We start from the raw sequence: 22,262 nt of genomic DNA, 5'->3' as shown, positions 1-22,262 counted from the left end.
AGGCAATTTGTAGTTTGATATAACATAAAAAGAATAATACAATGCAGTAGCCGAGAAAAATATTAATAACGGCTCATACAAATAATTTGTATTATAAATATATTGAAAGATGGCCAGAAAAATCCAACCAAAAAAATACAAATATGGGAACGCTCTATATAGTGGCATGCTTTTATCTTTGTATAGTTCTTAAGACCCTTTTGTTTTCACTAACGAAATCCTGCAGTTTTTCTTTATAAGCACGATTCCGCAAAGCCAATAGACGCCATTCCATTATATTAATTGTTGAAATGAGTTTGCAAATGATAAAATTCACTTTTGCATAATTCCGTAGCACATATAAAACCGATGTCCATCGATAAAATCTAGTAAAGAGCATTCTATCTTTACTGCTTTTTTTTGTAGCAATGCCTTCATTATGTATGATTTTGGCATTAGAAACTATAAGAGCTTTTTTACAGTTTCTTTTCAGGACATACGCCAAAACGTCTTCTTCATAATACATAAACAAATTTTCATCCAGGCAATCATGCTCTCGGATAAAACAGGCCTTCATACCGAAACAGCAACCATTTAGCATTCCATCAAAGACATAATTCTCTTCGGGATTGTAACTAAAGAAACGAAGTTTCTTTTCCAATTTAGGGAAAAAAGTCGCAAAAGTTCGTCTACAAACCAAATATAGAGCTAACGTTATGCCTGGCCTTGCGAACTGCACATATTCGCCAATACTATTGACAATATGCGGTCCAACGATCGCAACATCTTTACTTGTCTCAAAACGCCCCTGCATCAGGGAGAACGCATCGTTTTCTAAAATAATATCGCTATTCAAAAGATAAATATACTCATAGCCATCATTTAATGCAGCACGAATACCGATATTATTTCCACCGGAAAAGCCCTTGTTTACATCAGACCTGAGAACAGCAACACTAGAATCACTTGTATATTTTGCCAATAGTTGTTCGCCAGATTTATCTGGAGATGCGTTGTCCACAATATAAATCTTGTACGCGACCTGCTTAGTAAATTTTTTGATAGAATCTACACATACAACAGTATCGTCAAAGGTGTTGTAATTTAGTATCACGACAGCAATATTCTTCACAAGCACCCCTTCATCTAAAAAAATTCTCTACAGGAATTTTAAAATGATCCATCACATTATGCAAATAGGCATCATTCTTACGATAATCCACGTTTAAACTTGAAAGGGCTCCCTTTGTAGAATCAGCAACATCTAGCAGGTCGACTTCCCAATTCTTGGCCCATACGACAGGGACATCGTTCAAGACCTCCATGCACTTCAACCAGATATCGTCCGCATCAAAGCACAATTCCTTAAAAGTTGCTTCATCAAACGTCTCTGGCTTGAAGCAATGCGGCGGATAGAGAATTCCACTGCAACCTGTAGCAATGAGCGAGAAACTCGGTAATTTTACCCGACGACACTGGTCTTCCCAATAATTATAAAAAGCCAATTCTTTCCCATTTTTCTTCATAAGGTGTACCCGGCGAGCACTCACCGCTTTCGGGAACTTTCTGTAGGATTTCAAGAAACCTGAAAGCCAATTAGACGGGTAATAAACATCATCATCTGCAGTTACCACTACATCATCAGGGAATTCCTGCATTGCATAAAAATACTTCTTATGAGATTTCAAGTTTCTTTCGCTATCAATACGGTATTCAACGCCATATTGTTCCAATTCCAGCATTTCATTCGTGAATTGCTCCCGCGAGGAATCGGAGCCTAGATAAACAATAATCCGGTCGGGTTTTTCGTATTGCAACAGAAGACTTTTTAAGGTCAAGTGGATATTCGCGAACCTTGGCGGGAAAGAGGTCAAAGAGACAATAACTTTTTTTTCTCTAGCCTCTGTCGTATTCAAACCATATTCGATCTTTTTATGGTCAACCAAGAACTTGGTTTTGTAATTATTGATTCGGTAAATACAATGAAAGATAGATTTTCTTGCAATCTCCCTAAGTCCACCACCAGCGTACGCATTTTTCAGTCGATCAAGAACATTCATACAACCTACACCCTCCCCACATACTTCATCTTCTTCCACACACCAAAGAAGAGGTTCCGGCCTGTATTAAACAGGGATACGACCGGGTTCATTCCTTCGGCTTCGCGATAGAGTTTGTAATGCCACTTAACGAGCGACAAGTGACGAGATAGATCCCCGCCTGCGCGGGGATGACAGGTTGGAAGATCCTTCGACTTCGTCCCTTCGGCAAGCTCAGGGGCCTTATGGATCCTATCGCCTTCGGCTCCAGGATGACTTTGGATTACATCGGCTCCAGGATGACGTTGAGCATGTGTTATCGAGCCGGTGCGTTTGCGGTAGCGGGCCAAGTTTTCGTCCAGAAGGTAGCAATCGGCCTTGCGGCAAATCTTGAGCCACATGGCGTAATCGTTGTTCTTCTGGATTTCGGCTATCTGTACATTACCCACGACCTCGCGGTCGTACATCACGGTGAGGCAACCGGGCCAGCAGTAGTTATACATTCCCGTCTTGGTAATGCGTTTCGGGCCACCGACAATCGTTCCCGTGGGCCAGCCATTCTCATCCATTTCCTCGTAGCGCGTATAACTGAAGGCGTAACCGTTCTTGGTCATGAAGGCGATTTGCTTTTCAAGTTTGTCGGGTGTCCAGATGTCATCGCTGTCGAGGAAGGCTATCCACTTGCCTTTTGCCTCGCGGAGGGCACGATTGCGACTGTAGGCGGCACCGCGATTGCGGTCGTTTTTGAGGTAGTGGATTCGTTTTTCTAAACTAGATCCTTCGACTCCCCCTATCGCCTGCGGCTCCAGGGTCCGCTCAGGATGACAACCGTTCGAGTTCACTTCGGCAGGCTCAGTGAACTTGCCCACGACGTCATCGGTGTTGTCGGTGCTGGCGTCGTCAACGATAATCAGTTCCCAGTCGGTGTATGTCTGCGCAATCACGGAGCGTATGGACTCCGCGATGTACGGAGCCGTGTTATAGCTGGGCATGATTATGGAGACAAGGCCACTCATACTACCCTTTCTCCCTGGATCCTTCGACTTCGTGGATTCTATCGCCTTCGGCTCCAGAATGACATTCTGACATTGCAATCAACTTTTTCGCTTCTTCCTGGCCGCGGTCGTATTCCTCGCGGGTGATGCGGCCGCTTGCCAGCAGGTAGTCGCCGAGGTCGGTCGCGGTGTCGGAGCCTTCTTCGGTGATGTCGGAACGCTTGATAAAGGCCTTGTTCAGCGTAGTGAGTATTATCTTCACGTCACCCAGGAAGGTGATTTTCTTGATGTACTCGAGGTCATACTCGATTTTCTTTTCCCAGGTCACGGCGTTCCGGCCATTGATCTGAGCAAGTCCGCTCAGCCCCTGCCGCACGGTATGGCGTTTGCGCTGTTCGGGGGTCATGAAAACCATGTCGCGCACGAGTTGCGGCCTCGGGCCAATTACCGCCATGTCGCCCTTCAGTATGTTGAAGAGTTCGGGGAGTTCGTCGAGGCTTGTGCTGCGCAGGAACTTGCCATATGCGGTAAGGCGCACGTCATCGGGTAGCAACTTACCGTTTGCGTCCTTCTCGTTAGTCATGGTACGGAACTTGACAAGCTTGAAAATTTTTTCGTCCTTCCCGGGGCGTGGCTGCGTAAAGAACGGATTCCCCTTCATCTTGAACGCGCCAACGACTGTGAGCACCACAAGCAGCGGGCTCAGGCAGCAGATTGCCGCCAGGGCACAGAAGAAATCGATGACACGTTTAAGGAAGCGGGAGTACATATGCGACTACCTTTAATTCCCCAAGATCCATTCACCGAAGAACGGATCTTCAAGTTCGTAGCAGTCGGTCTTGATGACAAACCCCTGTTTCATCAGACGTTTGATTGAACTGAACGACGTGCTGGCAGGTACCGACCTGTCAGTTATGGGGTTTTTCCTGTTGGCAAGCGTCAGCATCACTTTTCTGTCGGTGCGGTTCATATTTGCCCAGAGACGTTCGTAGTCCAGGGAATGCTCCTCTACCTGCCTCTTTACCGCATAGGTGACGGGAGTTTCCTTTACTTTGCCATATTCGATTGCATTATAAACAGCAGCCGCCAGCTGCTGCGTGTAGTAGGGATGAACGCCTGTAAACTTCAATATGTCTTCTGTGATAGATGCTTTCTGCGGGGCAGGCATCTTGGGCAGACGGCTTTCGACATAGCTAAAGAAGTCGTCGTACGGAATTTTCTTCAAATTCATGCGTTCGCCAAAGTGGAAGAACGGAGATTTTTTCTTTTCGAAAATTTCTTCCATCATAGATTCCTGACTACCCATGAACACGTAATTTAAGCCCTTCTGCCGTTGCATGATGGCGCGCAACTGCTTTGCGAGGGTCTTGTCGATTGAATTTACCTCCTGGAACTCATCAAACACCACGATGAGACGGTTCTTTGCTGAAGATACCTTTTCCAGCAATTCCAGGGAATCTTCCAGCATCGCCGAAGAAGCCCCCACCGAGGGGACAAAGCTTACATCCATACCGTCGGTCATCGGATTGAAAGCAAGCGTGGGCACGACGCGGAAATGCTTCATAAAATGCTTAATCTTCTCAAACTTGTGCAGCCGGAACACCTGGCGCAAAATTTGTGCGGCAAGGTCCTCCACGCTAAGAACCTTCATAAAATCGATGCTAATGGACGGACGACCGAGCTGTTGCAGGGCCCTTGCCACCAAACTACTCTTACCAAACCTGCGGGGAGATATCAAGACCAGATGGTTTTCACTGTCAAGCAACTGCTTGATATGTTCCAATTCGTCCACACGATCCGTGAAAAACTCGTCTTCTACGATTGTGCCGAATTTAAACGGGTTCATAATCTCTCCAATGCGAAAATTGATATTGCGAAAAATTTCGTTGCGAAAATTTTCGCATCACACCATAATATAGCATATTTATCAGCTTCGCGCAAGATGGTCAAACGAAACTCTATTACACAAATCCGCACATAAAATCAATAGTCTACGACATTTTTCCGCATTTTAGGCAAAACACTCGCGAATTGCTGCGATGATGGCATCCTGCTGGTCGGGGGTCATCTTGTTGTCGCTGGGGAGGCAGAGCCCGCGGGCGAAAATGTCGGCGCCCACGGAGGTATCCGCGCCTTCCTCTCCCGAAAAAGCCCTGTAGCCTTCCTTCCCCGCAGCGGTCACGAAGGCATGGCCAGCATACAGCGGCTGCATGTGCATGGGTTTCCAGATGGGGCGACCCTCGGCGTTCATGTCGGCGAGGCGTTCCAGTATTTTCGCAGGCGTAGTTTTCCCGCGGCCCTCGCCCACCGCACATTCATCGATAATCATGCAGCTAAGCCAGAAGTTCGGCACGGAATTCTCCGCGTTGTAGGGGTTCATCTGCACGGGCAACCCGGCAAGACCCGCCTTGTAGCGCTCGTAAATGGCACGCTTCTGCGCGATGTGTCCTTCGAGGTGCGGCAGCTGCCCGCGTACCACGCCCGCAATTACGTTGCTCATGCGGTAGTTGTACCCTATTTCCTCGTGCTGGTACCACGGTGCGGGTTCACGGCTCTGCGTGCTCCACTTGCGCACACGGTCCGCATCTTCCTTGCTGTCGGTAAGGTACATGCCGCCGCTACTGCCGGTAATAATCTTGTTCCCGTTAAAGCTGATTGCATTAAAGTCGCCAAAACTTCCGGTCTGCACGCCCTTGTAGCTTGCACCGAAACTTTCTGCGGCATCTTCGACCAGGAGGGCGTTGTGGCGGGCGCATATTTCGCGGATTTCATTGACCTTCGCAGGAGTTCCATACAAATGAACAAGCACTACGAGCCGTACGTCAGGGTAAATCTCGAAAGCCTTCTCGAGGGCAACGGGGTCCATGTTCCAGGTATCGCGTTCGCTGTCGATAAACACGGCCTCGCCGTTCTCGTAGGCCACCGGGTTGAGCGTCGCGGCAAACGTCATGTCGCTGCAGAATACCTTCTGCCCGCGCAGCGCACCCTCACCCGCCTTGGGCACCCCGAACAAGCGGACACCCGCAAGGCGCGTGCCCAGATGCAGCGCGGCAGTCCCCGCAGAAAGCGCCACGGCATACTTCACGCCCACCTTCTCGGCCACCAGGCGCTCCACCTCGTCGATATTCTTCCCGACGGTGCTCATCCAGTTGGTCTCGTAGGCTTCCTGCATGTAACGGAGTTCATCGCCATGCATGGTGGGACTCGCAAGCCAGACTCTCTTTTCAAAGCGCTTCATGGGCAATTCCTTTACGCGGTCTCCTGTATCGCCTTCATCGATGCGGTCGCCTTCTTGTTGTATTCCTCGGGTTTCACGAACGTCGGTACAATTTCGCGGAGAGCCTGTACGGTAGCCTCTTCATCGTTCTCGAACGCGGCGTCCCTCAGCTTGCGCAGTTGCTGGATAAACTTGCTACTGTCTATCTCCAGCTGCTTCCCGATAAAGATAAGTTTATTGTTGGTCTTCTGCAGGCCTTCCTCGTTCATCAGGAGTTCTTCCTTGAGCTTTTCACCAGGCCTGAGTCCCGTAAACTTTATCTGCACATCCTTGTATGGCTCCTTGCCGTACATGCGGATGAGGTTTTCGGCAAGCGTCAGTATCTTCACGGGTTCGCCCATGTCGAGCACAAAGATTTCGCCGCCGTGCGCAATGCTTGCCGCCTCGAGCACGAGGCTCACAGCCTCGGGAATGGTCATAAAGTAGCGGATAATGTCGGGGTGCGTCACGGTCACGGGCTTGCCCTGCTCAATCTGCCGCTTGAACAGCGGGATAACGCTCCCGTTGCTGCCGAGCACGTTGCCGAACCGGGTACATACAAATTCAGTATTGCTCATCTTGTGCTGGGCAAGGTACTGCACAATCATCTCGCAGCAGCGCTTGCTTGCACCCATCACGTTCGTGGGGTTCACCGCCTTGTCGGTGCTAATCATCACGAACTTCTTGACCTTGTTGAACAGCGAGAGGAACGCCACGTTGAACGTCCCTGCTACGTTGTTCTTAATCGCCTCCATGGGGCTATTTTCCATCAGGGGCACGTGCTTGTGGGCCGCCGCGTGGAAAACAACGTCGGGCGTGTACTTCTTGAAAATCTGGTTCATGCGGTTGTAGTCGCGCACGCTCGCAATAAGCGTCACCAGGTCAAGCGCACTCCCGTATTCCATGAGGAGTTCCTGCTGGATTTCGTAGGCGTTGTTCTCGTAGATATCCACAAGCACAATCCGCTTCGGGTCGTACTTTGCAATCTGGCGCACGAGTTCGCTCCCGATGGAGCCGCCACCGCCCGTAACCATGCAGACCTTGCCCTCGATAAAGCTACGCACTTCCTTGTTGTCGAAGGTAACGGGGGCGCGCCCCAGGAGGTCTTCGAACTTGATATCGCGAATCTGCTCCACAAAGCTGGTGGATCCGTCGCCAACGCTGGAGGAATCAAGCAGGCTACCGATAAACGGCAAAACCTTCACGGGGAGCCCGGTCTTGTTGCATATCGAAAGAATCGCCTTGCGGTCCTTGGGCGGGCAACTCGGGATGGCAAAGATAATCTGCTCTACATTCTCGGCCTTCGCGACCTTCACGATATCTCGCGTACCGCCCGAAACAAGCACCCCGCAGACGGTAGACCCAATCTTGTTGCGGTCATCGTCGATAAGGCACACGGGCTCAATCTTGGGCGACTCCGCCCCCGCCACAGCGGGCAGCCTGTTTATCTCCGTAATGAGGAGTTTCCCCGCCTCGCCCGCGCCGATAATCATGGTTCGCTTGCGTTCGGCCTCCTTGCGGCCGACTTCTGCAATAGTCAGGAACGCATCGCGGAACGCAAAACGGAACAGGCAAATCCCTATCGCAGTAAGCAGGCACGAAAGCGCAGAAAAACGCAGGTACGAAACATCGGTAATGATGTAGTAAAGGCAAATGGCGACGGCATAGCCGAGCACCACGCCAATAATGCAGCTAATGTAATCGTTCCGGGAAAAGTAACGCCAAAGTTTGTTGTACGCCCCAGTCAGGAGCAGGGCTGCCAGGCAGCACACCACGCATGTCGAAAGGAAGGCAAAAAGTTCGGGGCGGCCGATACGTTCTGCGTAAATAGGTATGGGAAAATTGGCGAGCAAGCCGGCAATCACGACAATAAATGCATCAGAAAGTGCCAAAAGACGCTTCCTTAGCCTAAAATTCGTGAATAATTTACGGATTTCCTTCATTTACACTCGCCCGAAACATTACAAAATTAGTTTTTTTTGATTATCGGGACGTTTTGTTACAGCATTTTGCAAACTAGCGTGATTTGGGTCAAAACACCCCATTTTTCGGGCTTTTTTCAATGTAAATAATACCTTAAAAATGCTTGAAAACACCCAAAAACTTTATAATTTAACGTTTGGTGTATGGATTAGGCATTTTTCAAATGCTCAAGGATCCGTATGCAGAAAAAATACATCGCATTCCCGTTCGTTGCCGCCTGCGCCCTCATTTTGGGCTGTTCTGACGATTCCCCAGAATCCCCCTAACCTCCCCTTACGGCGACATCCAGGATCCGAGTAACCCCTACGTTGACCCCAGCAATCCGGGTGTAGACCCGAGTGACCCCTACAATCCGGGCATCGGCGGGGACCTGAGTTCCGGAGCACTCCCGTTCGGCAGTTCCTCCTCGTTCGCGGGGCAAACGAACCCGATTATGAGCTCCAGCGGTATGATTCTGCCGTACAGTTCGGGCAATATCCAGCCCACTTCTTCGGCGGTTAACGCGAATTCTTCCAGCGCCGGGCTCAAGGAATACGATGACAACCACAAGGCAAAAGCGACGTTCCTCCCCAAGGCGGGCTTCTACTCTAACCTGACCATTGAACCGCCGACCCCCACGAAGGGCGGGCAAATCTACTGCACGTTCGACGGATCGTTCCCCACGCAGGGTTCCCAGCAGATTACCTCGGCAATGCAGATTACCAAGAGCACCGTGGTGCGCTGTAGCGAATTCGTGAACGGCCAGCCCGCCGATACCACGACGCAGACCTACTTTATCGGCGAAAACGTCTCGATGCCGGTGGTAGCACTCACCGTGAATCACCACGACATGTTCGACTCGACCGACGGCCTTTACGCGACCGGTCCCATGAACCAGCTCCGTTGCAACAACCCGAACTTCAACCAGATGAGCATGGGCGGCAACCAGACCGACAACAACAATTCCAAGTGTGCCGAACCGTGCTACAAGGCGAACTTCTGGTGCGAAGACGAACTCCCCGTACACGTGGAATACTTCGAGAAGGGCAGTTCCACCACCGAAAAGACGTGGGAAATCGACGCGGGCATTTCGCTTATCGGTAACTGGAGCCGCTACAAGCCCAAGAAGAGCGTCGCCATCAAGATGGATAACGACGACTACGGAGACAAGGTGCTCAAGTACTCCTTCTTCAAGACACGCCCCGAAGCGAAGAAGATGAAGAGCTTCAACCTGCGCAACAACGGCAACCGCTTCTGGACGGATTACATCGGCGATGCCATGATGACGAGCCTCATGGAAGGCACTGACGTGGATTACCAGCGCAGCCTGCAGGTGGTGGTGTTCTACAACGGTGAATACTTCGGCATTCACGATTTGCGCGAGCGCCTGAACAGGAGCTTTGTCGAGACGAACTACGGTATCGACAGCAAGTCCATCAACATGATTAACATCAAGGGCAACAGCGCCGAGGCGAGCGGTACGAACGGGGCATCGGCCACCGAGTACCAGCAGGTCGCGAACCAGATTACCAGCGGCAACTTTGCGGGCGACAACAACCAGAGTTATGAACAAATGAAGCAGAAGTTCAACATGAACAGCTTCGCGCAGTACATGCTCGCCGAATTCTACTTCCACAACGGCGACTGGCCCGAAAACAACATCCGCGCCTGGGGCGGCAACGGCAATCCGTTCAAGTTCGTCGCGTTCGATACCGACCACGGATTCGGTTTCTCGCCGGGTATCAGCGGGTTTGACGTGCAAAGCCAGAACATGTTCCAGTGGGCGCTGGGCTCTGCCACGAGGGACAATAGCCAGCAGGACGGCCAGCAGAACCCCGGCCAGCAACAGCCCGGTCAGGGCCAGTTCCCCGGCATGGGTGGCTGGGATATCGGCGGCGGATGGGGCTTCGGCGGCGCAAAGCAGGGCCCCGCACAGATGCTCAACAAACTTCTCGACAACAACGATTTCAAGCGCCTCTTCATCAACAACGCATGCATCTTGCTCGACAACTACCTGACCTACGAAAATGTGCAGAAGAAGGTGCAAGAGATGATGGCTGCAATTCCCGCAAGCGAGCAGCAGCGTGACCAGCAGAGATGGCCACGCAACCAGGGCAGCTTCCACTGGGCTCCCGACGGTAGCGACCTTATTCAGTATGCCCAGAACCGCACCCAGACCGTACGCCAGGAAATGGAGCAGTACTTTGGCCTGCAGAATGCAGTGAACGTGAGCATCAACGTGAGCGGGAGCGGCAGCGTGACGGTTGACGGCATGAAACTCCCGAAGAGCAATTACCAGGGCAAGTTCTACGCGGGTAACGACCTGTTGTTGCAGGCAGTGCCGAGCAACGGCTCCGTGTTTACCGGCTGGAGCGACGGTTCGACAGAAAACCCGCGCAAGTTCCAGCTGAACGGCGGCTCCGCAAACATCACCGCGCAGTTTAAGTGACACGCAGTGTCATCCTGAGCCTCCTTCTTGTCATCCCCGGCTTGACCGGGGATCTTTTTTAACGCGGCGTTGTCACAAAAAATTTTTCTATATTTACTCCCGTAATTTTTTAACCCAAAGCCGACGCTTCGCCTTTCCGCAAGCCGTCGCAAACTCAAAAGGAAACAACAATGGCTGACAATCTGTCCGTCCTCGGCAAGGCCCGCAAGGCCTACCAGCCGAAACTCCCCGCCGCTCTCCGCGACGGCGCTCTCAAAGTTGCTCTCGTGAAGGGCAAGCCCACCCAGTCCGTCCGCGACCAGGCCAAGATCAAGGCCCTGTTCCCGAACACCTACGGCGCTCCGTACATCGGCATGAAGAAGGCTACCAAGGCCGCTGCCGGTAAGGCTCTCAACGTGGGCGTGGTGCTCTCCGGTGGCCAGGCTCCTGGTGGACACAACGTGATCGCGGGTATCTTCGACGGTATCAAGAGCATCAGCAAGAATTCCAAGCTCCTCGGCTTCCTCGGCGGCCCCTCCGGCCTCGAGAACGGCAAGTTCATCGTGATCAACGAAAAGATCATGGACGCCTACCGCAACACTGGCGGATTCGACATCATCCAGTCCGGCCGTACCAAGCTCGAAACTGAAGAACAGTTCAAGAAGTGCATGGCCGTTGCCAAGGCTCAGAAGCTCGACGCTATCGTGATCATCGGTGGTGACGACTCCAACACGAACGCTGCTGTTCTCGGTGAATACTTCCAGGCCAACGGCGCAAGCTGCGTGGTTTGCGGCTGCCCGAAGACCATCGACGGCGACCTCAAGAATGAATACATCGAAACCTCCTTCGGTTTCGACACTGCCGTCAAGACCTACTCCGAACTCATCGGCAACATCATGCGCGATGCCAACTCCGCCCAGAAGTACTGGCACTTCATCAAGCTCATGGGCCGCAGCGCTTCTCACATTGCTCTCGAAGCCGCTCTCCAGACCCACCCGAACATCTGCCTGATTTCTGAAGAAGTCAAGGCCAAGAAGATGAAGCTCAAGCAGGTCATCAAGTACGTGGCCGACATCGTCGCTGCCCGTGCCGCTGACGGCAAGAACTTCGGCGTCTGCCTGATTCCGGAAGGCCTCCTCGAATTCATCCCGGATGTGGGCGTGCTCATTTCCGAACTCTCTGAAGCCCTCGCCCACCACGAAAAGGAAGTCGAAGGCCTCGACACCGCCGCCAAGGTGGAACTGCTCTGCAAGTGGATTTCCAAGGCTTCTGCCGAAGTCCTCAAGAGCCTCCCCTCTACCACTCAGGGCCAGCTGATGCTCGACCGCGACAGCCACGGAAACGTGCAGGTTTCCCTCATCGAAACCGAAAAGCTCATCATCGAAATGGTGAAGAAGGAACTCAAGAGCCGCAAGAACTTCAAGGGCAAGTTCAGCGCCCTCAACCACTTCTTCGGTTACGAAGGCCGCTGCGCCGCACCGTCGAACTTCGACGCCGACTACTGCTACAGCCTCGGTTTCACCGCCTCCGTGCTCGCCTTCAACAAGATGAACGGCTACATGAGCTCCGTGCGTGACCTCACGAAGGGCATCGAAAAGTGGACTGCCGGCGGCATTCCTATCACCATGATGATGAACATCGAACGTCGTCACGGTGCCGACAAGCCGGTGATCCAGAAGGCTCTCGTGGAACTCGACGGTGCTCCGTTCAAGTTCTTCGCCAAGAACCGCGAAGTCTGGGCCAAGACTGAAAGCTACACCTACCCGGGTCCGATCCAGTACTGGGGTCCGAGCGAAGTCTGCGACGTCACGAACTTCACGATTAAGTTGGAACGTGGTGCACTGAAAGTTAAGTAAGCGATAAACTTCGTCTAGAATCTAAGTCCCTCGCAAAAATGCGAGGGATTTTTTTGCTTTTGAGGCGAAATTGGGTACCAAACACGCTAAAAACTTTCATTTGGTACCCCAAAACACAAATTTGCAATTCATTTGCAAATTAACAAATGTAAAATCCTACAAGCCCGAGGGTCACCACGCTAATGAGCGCGACCGCAAGCGCGATAGGCCTGCGCATGGATTTCGCCCCGAGGAAAAACACCAGGCCGCCCTTGGTCAGCGTATTCGCGATACTCGCAAGCATCAGCGCAAGCACGAGCTCGCGCACCGGGAGTCCTGCCTTCAGGTTCATGTCTATCACGGAAAACGCAACCGCATCCATCTCGGCGGCACCACCAACGAAACTGCACGCCAAAAGCGCCCCCGCACCCAGATACACGCGGGCGGCGTTCGCGACAAACATCACGCAGGTAAACACCACGCCGAACTTGATTGCGGGCAACAGCTTGAACGGGTTCGAAAATCCGGCGGCGTTCTCCCTGTGGTCGCGCGACGCCTTGAACTTGAGGTACGCGGCGTACCCCAGCGCAGGGACCGCGGGCAACAGGAGCGGCAACGCGAGCGGTCGCGCAAGCGATGCACTCAGGAACACGCAAATCAGGTAGAGCCGCACGTACATCACCGCCCAGCTGAGCACAATCCCGAGCGTAAAATCGGGCGCATAGCCCTCGTTTTCGCGACTGCGGCCCGCCAGGTTTAGCGTGAGGGCGGTACTGCTAGCAAGCCCGCCCAGGAGGCCGGTCAGCCAGATTCCCTTCCCCGGGCCCACAAGCTTTATCAGCACGTAGCCCACAAAGCCGATGCCCGAAATAAACACCACAAAGAGCCATATCGTGTGCGGGTTCAGCACCTCGAGGCCCGGCGGGCCATACGCCTGGTTCGGCAAGAACGGCAGAATCAACAGCGATATTACCGCAAACTTCACCGCCGCAAGGATATCTTCTTTCGAGAGTTTCTGCGCGAATGCGTGCAGCTGCTCCTTCGCCGAAAGCACCCAGAGCATCACAACCACAACGACGCAAGATTCAAGAAGCCTGCCGTACATCGAGAGCGCCCCCAGCAGGTACACGACCAGCACAGCGACACTCGTAGTGACACCGTCACTCCCCACCACAGGGCGGCCCTCCTGCGGCTTGTGCGCGATGGCAAACGATATGTGCGACGCGACAAGCAACATCCCGATGATGACAAAGCCGGTCACGAACGGAGCCACACCGCCCATTTCTCCCGAAAGGAGCGCCGTCATCGCCCCCGCAAGGCCCACGAGCGTAAACGAGCGAACACCCGCCGGGTGCCTATCCGACTGGTCCGAATACGTATGCTCGCGCTGCAGGCCGATAATCAGCCCGATACCGATTGCAGCCGCCAAGCGGTAAAACACGTTAAAATCCAGCATAACATTAATCTATACTAAAAAAAAGTCCCCGACAAAATGCGGGAAAATAAATTCTTTAAAAATTATTCCAAGTTGTATCAAGAAACATCAATCTTCAATCATCAATTATCCATCATCAATTAATCCCGTTCCCAGACTTCAAACACAGTCGGGAAATCATTCTTCTCGTCTGCGCCTAACTGCTCTTCGCTCACTTTGCGCCAGCCCTCGCCCCATTCCGGGAAGAACACGTCGCCATCGACATCGGCAAGCACGCGGGTCACGTACAGTTTTTTCACGAGGGGCATCGCGTCGCGGTACACGGCGGCGCCGCCAATGATAAAGCACTCACTCTCGCCGGCGGCGCTAGCCTTGTTCAAGGCCAGTTCGAGGCTACTGCAAACGATACAACCCGGAGCCTCGAACGCCGTGTTCCGCGTGAGCACATAGTTCGTGCGGTTCGGGAGCGGCCTCCCGATATCGTCGTAGTTCTTGCGCCCGAGGATAATGGAATGCCCCGTCGTGATGGCCTTGAAACGCTTGAGGTCGGCAGACAGGTGCCACGGCAGGTGTCCGTCGCGCCCGATGACGTTGTTTCTTGAAATTGCGACAATAGCGGATATAAGCATAATAGGTAGTTGGAAGTGGTTAGTGGATGCTAGACGAGAAATTGTTTAGTTCATTCCGTGCAAATGCCATTATTCATCTTTCGTCTATAGCCGCGTGGTTCGGCGAGCTCACCAACCTAAGCGGCGTTCTTTCGTCTAATTTAAACTGCAATCGGGGCTTTAATCGTCGGCCACGGGTCATAATCCACGAGTTCAAAGTCCTCGAACTTGAATTCGAACAGGTCCTTGATTTCGGGATTGAGTTTCATGGTCGGGAGCTTGCGCGGCGTGCGGGTCAGCTGCTCGCGGGCCTGCTCGAAGTGGTTGGAGTACAGGTGCGTATCGCCGAGAGTATGGATAAATTCACCCGGCTCGTAGTCGCATACCTGCGCGAGCATAAGCGTCAAAAGCGCGTACGACGCGATATTGAAGGGCACCCCGAGGAACGTGTCGGCACTGCGCTGGTAAAGCTGGCAACTGAGTTTGCGCTTGCCGGACTTGCCTACCCCGCCCACGTAGAACTGGAACAGGCAATGGCAAGGCGGCAGGGCCATCTTGTCGACTTCAGAGACATTCCATGCGCACACCAGGTGGCGGCGCGAATCGGGATTGTTCTTGAGGCTGTTGATCAGGTTCTGGATCTGGTCGATGTGCCCGCCATCGGGGGTCGGCCAGCTGCGCCACTGGTGGCCGTAAACCGGGCCCAGGTCACCGTTCTCGTCGGCCCACTCGTCCCAGATGGTCACCTTGTTGTCGTGCAGGTACTTGATGTTCGTGTCGCCCTTCAAGAACCACAGCAGCTCATGAATAATCGAGCGAAGGTGCAATTTCTTTGTGGTAAGGCAAGGGAACCCCTGCGAAAGGTCGTAACGGCACTGGCGGCCAAACACGGAGCGCGTGCCCGTACCCGTACGGTCGGAACGGTCCACGCCATTTTCAAGAATATCTCTGAGTAAGTCTAAGTATTGCTGCATATCTGTAATTTAATAAAAGACGAAAGACGATAGACGATAGACGATAGAATTTTTTGCTCATAACGCGCGTAGCACCTTCTTTTGTCTTTCGTCTGTAGCCGCGTGGTTCGGCGAACTCACCAACCTAAGCGGCGTTCTTTCGTCTAAAATAGTTCCGCCCGCTTGTACTGCTTTACCGCCTTGTCCTCGGCAACCGCCTTCTCGCGCATGAGCATGTTCACCGCCTGCAAAATCAAGTCTTGCGTGTGCTTGGGCACGGGCTTCTTGCCGAGGCGCGCCTTCTGCACCATCTTGTGGTTCAAGTTCGTGGGGAGTTTTTCCACCAGGTCGTGGTTCGATGCGCCAAGCGCCTGCAAAATTTCGTCAAGTTTTGTCATGCGGGTAAATATAAAAAAAGAAAAATGTGTGCGTAATACCTTCATTTGGGCATTTTAGCAGACTAAATCAATTAAAAGCGATCAGTTGGTCTGCTAGTTTGCAGATAAAGTAACCGCATTTGCCAACTTTTTTAGAAAAACAAGGCCATCACAAGCACATTTAACGCGGAGTCTGCGCAGAAACGCCTCAAACAGCCCATATTTATTACAGACAAACTAATTTTATACAGACCAAAAGACAGCCAACCAGGCATTTAGTCTGCTATTTTTACAAATTCAGTCTCTACATGAGAGATCCCCACCGAGGCGGGGATGACCAACAATAAAAAATCCCCAGCCTTTCGGCCAGGGATTTTAGTTTAGTTGTTGATCAGACTCTATTGCTGGAACTCGGACTCACACTTGGTACCGTCGTTCTCCGGCGTAGCGAAGTGCATTTCGATACGGCGGTTCATTTCGCGACCGTCTTCGGTGCTGTTGTCCTCAATCGGGCAGCTTGCACCGAGACCCACGGCCTTGATGCGGTTCTTCTTCACGCCGTACTTGATGAGGGTCTTCATGACTTCCTGAGCACGCTTTTCAGAGAGCTTCTGGTTGGTCTTGTCCTTACCCTTGTTGTCGGTGTGGCCCTGGATAACAATCTTCAGTTCCTTGTAGCTATCATCTTCGTTCAGCTTCTTCGCAACAGCCTTGAGGATGCTCTTGGCGTTGGATTCGAGCGTTGCCTTACCCGGCTTGAAGGTCACGCCGGTGAGTTTCTCGACAGCCTTCTTCGGGCAGCCGTGGCCGTCATCACCCGCAACATCCGGGCAACGGTCGAGGCCAGTGCAGACGCCTTCGAACTGCTTGAGGAGCTTCTTGGTGGACACCCATTCAGAGCAGACGCCATCCTTATCGGCATCCGGATCGTCGTCCATCGGGCAGCCCTTGTTCCATTCAGGACCGGCTTCGTCCGGGCAACGGTCAGTACCGTGGCAGACATCCTTGAACTGGTCGAACATCTTCTGCTTGCCAACCCAGGCGTCGCACAGGCTGTCGCCGTCGGAGTCCGGATTTTCAGCCGGGCAGCCCTTGTTCCAGGCCGGGCCGCTTTCATCCGGGCAACGGTCGATGCCGGTACAAACATCCTTGAACTGTTCAGTCATCTTCTGCTTGGAGACCCAGGCATCACAGACGCTGTCCTTATCGCTATCCGGATCTTCGGCCGGGCAACCCTTGTTCCAGGCCGGGCCATTTTCGGTCGGGCACTTGTCGATGCCGTGGCAGATATCCTTGAACTGTTCCTGCATGTTCTTCTCGGCAACCCAGTCGGCACAGAGGCTGTCACCGTCAATATCCGGGTTGTCCATCGGGCAGCCGTTGGCCCATGCTTCACCAGGTTCGGTCGGGCACTTGTCAATGCCAGTGCAGATGCCGTCGTACTGGTCGAGCATGTTCTTCTGCGTCACCCATTCATCACAGATGCCGTCCTTGTCGGTATCGGGGTCGCCAAGCGGGCAACCTTCGTTGGTGGCCGGGCCGAATTCGGTCGGGCACTTGTCGATACCCTTACAGGTCTTCTCGATGAACCATTCGTTCTTAATCTTGTCGTCTTCGGCAGCCTTCTCGAAATAGAAGCCCATCTTCTTCTGGGTCACCCATTCGTCACAGAGGCCGTCGCCGTCGCTATCCGGATCATCCCACGGACAACCCTTATTGGCCTTAGGACCGGCTTCGCCCGGACACATATCGTAACCCTTACAGACGTTGGCGTAGTCACCGAGCTTATTCTTGTCGGTCACCCACGGAGAGCACATACCGTCAGAATCCGGGTCCGGATTGTCTTCGGGGCAGCCCTTGTTGGCAACAGTACCCTTTTCAGTCGGGCAGCTATCGATGCCTTCGCAAACGTCCTTGAACTTCTTCTGGAGTTTCTTCTTAGACACCCAGGCGTCGCACACATGGTCGCCATCCGGGTCCGGTTCGTCGAGCGGGCAGCCATCTTCGCCTTCGCCCTGTTCGTTCGGGCAAGCGTCGATGCCTTCGCACACATCCTGGAATTCAGATCCGAAGCCCTTCTCGGAGACCCAAGCATCGCAAACGCCATCTTCGTCAACGTCAGGATTGCCGAGCGGGCAGCCCTTGTTGAGGCGATGACCAAAGTCGTCGGGGCAGTTATCTTCATCATCCGTCACGCCATCGCCGTCGCGATCCTGCGGGAGCAGGAATCCGCTCCACGTGATACCGCCGTAGACCTTGTACTTCGGATTGACAGTTGTCTTGTACTCGAGAACACGTGTGTCGTTCTCCATGGCATGGACAGTCGTGTACTTTTCGATGTCGGTGCTACCCAGGGAATAGGAACCACCCAGGTGAAAATCAAGACCTATCGGGAGGTGGAACACGATTGCGCCAGTAAGGTCCTTCACGTCGAGCTTCACGGCATCGCGGTATTCATCCAGCTGGAACATCATGTAGTATTCCGCAAAGAGCGAGAGGAAATCCATGAAGTAGATTTCAGCAGCCGCAGTCATGTACGGGTACGAGAGGTAGTTCGAGTTCGTCGAGTAGACGTAACCGCCGTTCACGTGGATGAGGAACGGGACCGCGTCAATCTTGTCGAAGTCGAGGGTCAAGGCCACGCCGCCCTTCGCGATGGTAGAGCGCACGCCGTAAGCCTGGGCGGTTCCGCCACCATCAGTCGGTTCACCCTTGTTGATGAATTCGGCCTCGCGAATCCAGAGACCGTCCTTTTCAGGGTTAGACGTACCAAAGTTGCCTTCGCCGAAGAACGCGATGTCGACCGGCTGGTCTTCGGGGAGCGGAAGCCTAATCTTCAAGTCGGCCTTGAGGTTACCGATGTACCCGATATTGGTACCAGACATCTGGCCCTGCTGACCGCCGCCAATGTAATTGCCTCGGTCATCAAATTGAGGAGGATACCCGGTATTGTTCACGGTAAACTTGTCGTAGTAGATCGGGATGCCGACACCCAAGTCAAAGTAATGCCATATACCGATACCGAAACCGACCTGCGCGCCCATGGCGATGTAGTCTTCAACCATGCCCCGACGCATGGGAGAACCCATAGGAAGGACACCGGCAGCCCCAAAATAGAGTTCACGAACGCCTTCTGGGGCTATATTTTGCACATCAGTCGTGGCATCCACCAAGCCGTAGAACGACAACTTGGAATGCCCGAGCGACTGGGCGGACTGAGTCTTGTTGACACCAACAAAACCTGTCTTGTTGATTGTCTGCGGATGGTCTGCAAAAGCCTGCACGGCCATTGCGAGCGCCAATCCTGCTACTACTCTCTTCATAGAGTCTCCTTAAAAAACAGGGTGATCCCTAAACTAAACTACCACTAATATAATTTTTTTAACAAACGTTATATTGAACGCCCTCCCAAAAAGCGACAAAAAACACAGAATTTCGCACTTTTCGGCATTTGTTTCGCAATTTTTACAGCAATTTTCCGCTTTTTTTTTGCGAAAAAGCCCTTCTAGACCGCCAAAGAATCGATATTTGCGTGCCGGATGCCCTTCTCGAACATATCCGGATCGAGCCTGCACATGCTGGTGTAGCCGCCCCTGCCCACGATAATGTGGTCGATTACGGGAATCTGGAGCACCTTCCCCGCCGCACACAGCAAGCGGGTTATCGCGAAGTCCTGTTCGGAAGGTTCGGTGGAACCCGAGGGATGGTTGTGAGCAAGCACGACCGATACGGCGCGGTCCTCGATGGCCTTCGCGAAAGCCTCCCGCGGGGCAATGGGGGCCTGGTTAACAAGCCCCGAGGTGACATCGTGCACGTTTATCACGTAATTCGCCGAATTGAGCGTCACCACCACGAAATGCTCCTGCTGCTCGAACTTGAGACCCGCAAGGCGCGAGAGCAGGTCTTCGGGCGCAATGACAGAAACCGCACGCGACGTGAGGATATACCGGCTCGAAAGCTCGAGACACGCAAGAATCTGAGTCGCCTTTACTGTACCGAGCCCGCGGATATGGCGCAGGTTCTCGACCGTCGGGATAGAGGTCGCCGAAGAAAGGTAGTCCGAAACGTGCCGCGAAAGTTCGAACACGCTACTTTCGCGCGTGCCGCTGCCGAGAATGAGCGCGATGAGTTCCTCGTTCGAGAGTGCCGTCGCCCCGCATTGCTGGAGCTTTTCGCGCGGGAGAATTTCTGTTTCGATTAGTCCGTTTTCCATGAGAAGTCCTTTGAGGTAGTCTATCTAGAGTCCCCATTTTGAAAGTCTATGTTGAAGTCTCTACTTCTATAAACGCCGAAAACCGGAAAATCGGCCAAAAGGGCATATTTTTTATAAAGATGGCGTAAAATTGAGGGAAAGGGACGTATTTTGAGGGACACGGGCATCAATTCAGGGCAAACATTTAAGTTTTCAAAACATCTTCGCCCCCATTTATACAATTTTATTAGAAAAATCGCCAATTTTTAGACATATTTTTTCAAAACAAAGCAAAAGTTACGCAAATTTTTCAACATTTTTCAAAACACGCCTAAACAAAAGTCAAAAGTTTTCAGAAATTTTTAAAGCTTTTTAAGATTTTTAGCAAATTCATCTTGCCACAAAAAGCAAAAACACCTATATTTTCCGCAATCTTTTTAACAGACTTTCAAATTCAACCAGGAAAATCTATGGCAAACAAGGTCTTGAATGGTGCCGAAGTGATTATCGAATGCCTCAAACGCGAAGGCATCGACACGATTTTCGGCTACCCCGGTGGATCCGCCATCCCGATGTTCGACGCGATCCTTGATTCCAATATTAAAGTAGTGCTTTCCCGCCACGAGCAGGGTGCAACCCACATGGCCGACGGCTACGCACGCCAGACCGGCAAGGTCGGCGTCGCCCTCGTCACGAGCGGCCCGGGTGCAACAAACACGTTCACCGGCATCTACACGGCACTCATGGATTCGAGCCCCATCGTGGTGCTCGCCGCACAGACGACGACCCCGAACCTCGGCAAGGACGCCTTCCAGGAATGCGATACGAGCGGCATGACGTTCGCGGCCGTCAAGCATTCCTACCTGGTGAAGAATTCCAACGACCTCCCGCGCGTGATGAAGGAAGCTTTCCACATCGCACGTAGCGGCCGTCCGGGCCCGGTGCTCATCGACCTCCCGAAGGACGTGACCGCAGGAGCATGCACCGCCCCGTTCACCGACCAGATGGACCTTCCGGGTTACAAGATTCCGACCTACGCCTCCGCAGAAAGCGTCGAGAAGGCGGCGGAATTCCTCCGCAAGTCCAAGAAGCCGTTGCTTCTCGTGGGCCACGGCGCCATGATCAGCGGGGCCAGCCGCCAGGTGCGCGAACTCGCCGAAAAGATTGGCGCTCCGGTGTGCTGCACCATGCTCGGTCTCGGCGTGTTCCCCGTTGATCACGAGCTTTCGCTCGGCATGCTCGGCATGCACGGCACCGTGTACGCGAACAAGGCCGTGCTCGACTGCGACCTGATTCTCTCCATCGGTAGCCGCTGGGATGACCGCATTACCGGCAAGCTCGATGAATTCTGCAAGAACGCGGTGAAGATGCATATCGATATCGACCCTGCCGAAGAAGGCAAGGTTCTGCAGCCCGATGTGTTCATGTGCGGTGACGCGAAGCTCGTGCTCGAGCAGTTGCTCCCGATGGTGAACAAGCTCGATACTGCCGAATGGATCAAGACCTGCCAAACCTGGAAGAAGCGCTTCCCGCTCACCTACGCGAAGCAGGGCGGCCTCCGCATGCAGCACGTGATTGCGACTGCAAGCGAACTCACCGGCGGCAAGGCCATCGTCACGACCGACGTGGGCCAGCACCAGATGTGGGTTGCACAGTTCTTCCATATAAACTATCCGCGCCAGTTGCACTCCAGCGGTGGCGCAGGCACGATGGGCTTCGGCTTCCCCGCCGCTATCGGTGCCGCATTCGGTAACGAGACCGGCTGGCCGGTGCTCAGCTTCAGCGGCGACGGCGGTTTCCAGATGACGGAAGCGGAACTCGCGACTGCAGCCATCCACAAGCTGCCCATCAAGATTTTCGTGATGGACAACAAGTACCTGGGCATGGTGCGCCAGTGGCAGGAACTCTTCTATGACCACCGCTACTCCAGCGTGGACATGATGGGCAACCCCGACTTCGTGAAGCTCGCCGAAGCCTACGGCATTCCTGGGCTCCGCATCAAGCGCCCCGCCGATGCCGAACGCGTTATCCAGAAGGCGCTCAGCTACAACGACGGCCCGATTCTCATTCACTGCGAATGCGAAAAGGAAGACAACGTGTTCCCGATGATTCCGGCAGGCGCACCGCTTACCGCCATGCTTACGGAAGCACCCAAGGCAAAACTCGAAAAGCCCACGGGATCGACGTAACAGGAGGTTTTAAA

General features: G+C 53.0%; 16 protein-coding genes. 3 read left to right on the top strand and 13 right to left on the bottom strand.

Annotated elements, in window-relative coordinates:
* Positions 1-172 precede the first annotated feature (172 nt).
* The 7 genes from CRO08_RS04955 to CRO08_RS04925 all read right to left on the bottom strand — a co-directional run bounded on the left by CRO08_RS04955 (position 173) and on the right by CRO08_RS04925 (position 8,161).
* Positions 173-1,111, bottom strand: a complete 939-nt coding sequence (locus CRO08_RS04955) for a glycosyltransferase (RefSeq protein ID WP_176495063.1) — start codon at positions 1,109-1,111, stop codon at positions 173-175.
* A gap of 10 nt (positions 1,112-1,121) precedes the next feature.
* Complete coding sequence (locus tag CRO08_RS04950; protein ID WP_141398240.1) at positions 1,122-2,078, bottom strand: glycosyltransferase; 957 nt, start codon at positions 2,076-2,078, stop codon at positions 1,122-1,124.
* On the bottom strand, positions 2,045-3,034 hold the full coding sequence (locus CRO08_RS04945) for a glycosyltransferase family 2 protein (protein WP_097035294.1): 990 nt from the start codon (positions 3,032-3,034) through the stop codon (positions 2,045-2,047). The genes CRO08_RS04950 and CRO08_RS04945 overlap by 34 nt, the downstream gene beginning before the upstream one ends.
* A 1-nt stretch (position 3,035) precedes the next feature.
* Positions 3,036-3,782, bottom strand: a complete 747-nt coding sequence (locus CRO08_RS04940; RefSeq protein WP_097035293.1) for a sugar transferase — start codon at positions 3,780-3,782, stop codon at positions 3,036-3,038.
* Between the two features lie 12 nt (positions 3,783-3,794).
* Complete coding sequence (locus CRO08_RS04935) at positions 3,795-4,859, bottom strand: ATP-binding protein (protein ID WP_217990564.1); 1,065 nt, start codon at positions 4,857-4,859, stop codon at positions 3,795-3,797.
* Positions 4,860-5,024: 165 nt separating this feature from the next.
* Positions 5,025-6,251: a DegT/DnrJ/EryC1/StrS aminotransferase family protein gene (locus tag CRO08_RS04930; protein WP_097035291.1), complete on the bottom strand. Its 1,227-nt coding sequence runs from the start codon at positions 6,249-6,251 to the stop codon at positions 5,025-5,027.
* Between the two features lie 11 nt (positions 6,252-6,262).
* Positions 6,263-8,161 (bottom strand): nucleoside-diphosphate sugar epimerase/dehydratase, encoded by a 1,899-nt coding sequence (locus tag CRO08_RS04925; RefSeq protein WP_255252242.1) that lies wholly within the window; start codon positions 8,159-8,161, stop codon positions 6,263-6,265.
* Positions 8,162-8,685: 524 nt separating this feature from the next.
* Here CRO08_RS04925 and CRO08_RS04920 point away from each other — a divergent pair.
* Together CRO08_RS04920 and CRO08_RS04915 are read left to right on the top strand one after the other, a co-directional pair.
* Positions 8,686-10,680 (top strand): CotH kinase family protein, encoded by a 1,995-nt coding sequence (locus tag CRO08_RS04920; RefSeq protein WP_097035289.1) that lies wholly within the window; start codon positions 8,686-8,688, stop codon positions 10,678-10,680.
* Positions 10,681-10,850: 170 nt separating this feature from the next.
* The gene (locus CRO08_RS04915; protein WP_097035288.1) at positions 10,851-12,515 is read left to right on the top strand and encodes a diphosphate--fructose-6-phosphate 1-phosphotransferase; all 1,665 of its coding nucleotides are present in this window, start codon (positions 10,851-10,853) and stop codon (positions 12,513-12,515) included.
* 139 nt (positions 12,516-12,654) lie between these two features.
* On the opposite strand, the gene CRO08_RS04910 is transcribed toward CRO08_RS04915, so the two are convergent.
* The 6 genes from CRO08_RS04910 to radC all read right to left on the bottom strand — a co-directional run bounded on the left by CRO08_RS04910 (position 12,655) and on the right by radC (position 20,080).
* Entirely contained in the window at positions 12,655-13,950 is a 1,296-nt protein-coding gene (locus CRO08_RS04910) for an MgtC/SapB family protein (RefSeq protein ID WP_097035287.1), read from the bottom strand.
* Between the two features lie 119 nt (positions 13,951-14,069).
* Positions 14,070-14,558 carry a dihydrofolate reductase gene (locus CRO08_RS04905; RefSeq protein WP_097035286.1) on the bottom strand — a complete coding sequence of 163 codons (489 nt, stop codon included), beginning with the start codon at positions 14,556-14,558 and terminating at the stop codon, positions 14,070-14,072.
* Positions 14,559-14,698: 140 nt separating this feature from the next.
* Complete coding sequence (locus tag CRO08_RS04900) at positions 14,699-15,511, bottom strand: thymidylate synthase (protein ID WP_097035285.1); 813 nt, start codon at positions 15,509-15,511, stop codon at positions 14,699-14,701.
* Positions 15,512-15,654: 143 nt separating this feature from the next.
* Positions 15,655-15,888 (bottom strand): hypothetical protein, encoded by a 234-nt coding sequence (locus tag CRO08_RS04895; RefSeq protein ID WP_097035284.1) that lies wholly within the window; start codon positions 15,886-15,888, stop codon positions 15,655-15,657.
* A 377-nt stretch (positions 15,889-16,265) separates the two neighbouring features.
* Complete coding sequence (locus CRO08_RS04890) at positions 16,266-19,190, bottom strand: OmpA family protein (RefSeq protein WP_141398239.1); 2,925 nt, start codon at positions 19,188-19,190, stop codon at positions 16,266-16,268.
* 182 nt (positions 19,191-19,372) lie between these two features.
* Positions 19,373-20,080, bottom strand: a complete 708-nt coding sequence (radC, locus tag CRO08_RS04885; RefSeq protein WP_097035282.1) for a DNA repair protein RadC — start codon at positions 20,078-20,080, stop codon at positions 19,373-19,375.
* A gap of 449 nt (positions 20,081-20,529) precedes the next feature.
* On the opposite strand from radC, the gene ilvB reads away from it, so the two are divergent.
* The gene (ilvB, locus tag CRO08_RS04880) at positions 20,530-22,248 is read left to right on the top strand and encodes a biosynthetic-type acetolactate synthase large subunit (protein WP_097035281.1); all 1,719 of its coding nucleotides are present in this window, start codon (positions 20,530-20,532) and stop codon (positions 22,246-22,248) included.
* Positions 22,249-22,262 lie beyond the last annotated feature (14 nt).

Source organism: Fibrobacter sp. UWT3, assembly GCF_900230125.1.
In the GTDB taxonomy this organism is placed as follows: Bacteria; Fibrobacterota; Fibrobacteria; order Fibrobacterales; family Fibrobacteraceae; genus Fibrobacter.
The sequence above is the reverse complement of the archived record's forward strand: the minus strand, read 5'-3'. Positions and strand labels throughout refer to the sequence as shown.

Coding starts and splice junctions, on each gene's coding strand:
- CRO08_RS04890 (WP_141398239.1), bottom strand. CDS start 19,190: ATGAAGAGAGTAGTAGCAGGATTGGCGCTCGCAATGGCCGTGCAGGCT.
- CRO08_RS04920 (WP_097035289.1), top strand. CDS start 8,686: ATGAGCTCCAGCGGTATGATTCTGCCGTACAGTTCGGGCAATATCCAG.
- CRO08_RS04935 (WP_217990564.1), bottom strand. CDS start 4,859: ATGAACCCGTTTAAATTCGGCACAATCGTAGAAGACGAGTTTTTCACG.
- CRO08_RS04915 (WP_097035288.1), top strand. CDS start 10,851: ATGGCTGACAATCTGTCCGTCCTCGGCAAGGCCCGCAAGGCCTACCAG.
- CRO08_RS04905 (WP_097035286.1), bottom strand. CDS start 14,558: ATGCTTATATCCGCTATTGTCGCAATTTCAAGAAACAACGTCATCGGG.
- CRO08_RS04900 (WP_097035285.1), bottom strand. CDS start 15,511: ATGCAGCAATACTTAGACTTACTCAGAGATATTCTTGAAAATGGCGTG.
- radC (WP_097035282.1), bottom strand. CDS start 20,080: ATGGAAAACGGACTAATCGAAACAGAAATTCTCCCGCGCGAAAAGCTC.
- CRO08_RS04910 (WP_097035287.1), bottom strand. CDS start 13,950: ATGCTGGATTTTAACGTGTTTTACCGCTTGGCGGCTGCAATCGGTATC.
- ilvB (WP_097035281.1), top strand. CDS start 20,530: ATGGCAAACAAGGTCTTGAATGGTGCCGAAGTGATTATCGAATGCCTC.
- CRO08_RS04940 (WP_097035293.1), bottom strand. CDS start 3,782: ATGTACTCCCGCTTCCTTAAACGTGTCATCGATTTCTTCTGTGCCCTG.
- CRO08_RS04895 (WP_097035284.1), bottom strand. CDS start 15,888: ATGACAAAACTTGACGAAATTTTGCAGGCGCTTGGCGCATCGAACCAC.
- CRO08_RS04930 (WP_097035291.1), bottom strand. CDS start 6,251: ATGAAGCGCTTTGAAAAGAGAGTCTGGCTTGCGAGTCCCACCATGCAT.
- CRO08_RS04945 (WP_097035294.1), bottom strand. CDS start 3,034: ATGAGTGGCCTTGTCTCCATAATCATGCCCAGCTATAACACGGCTCCG.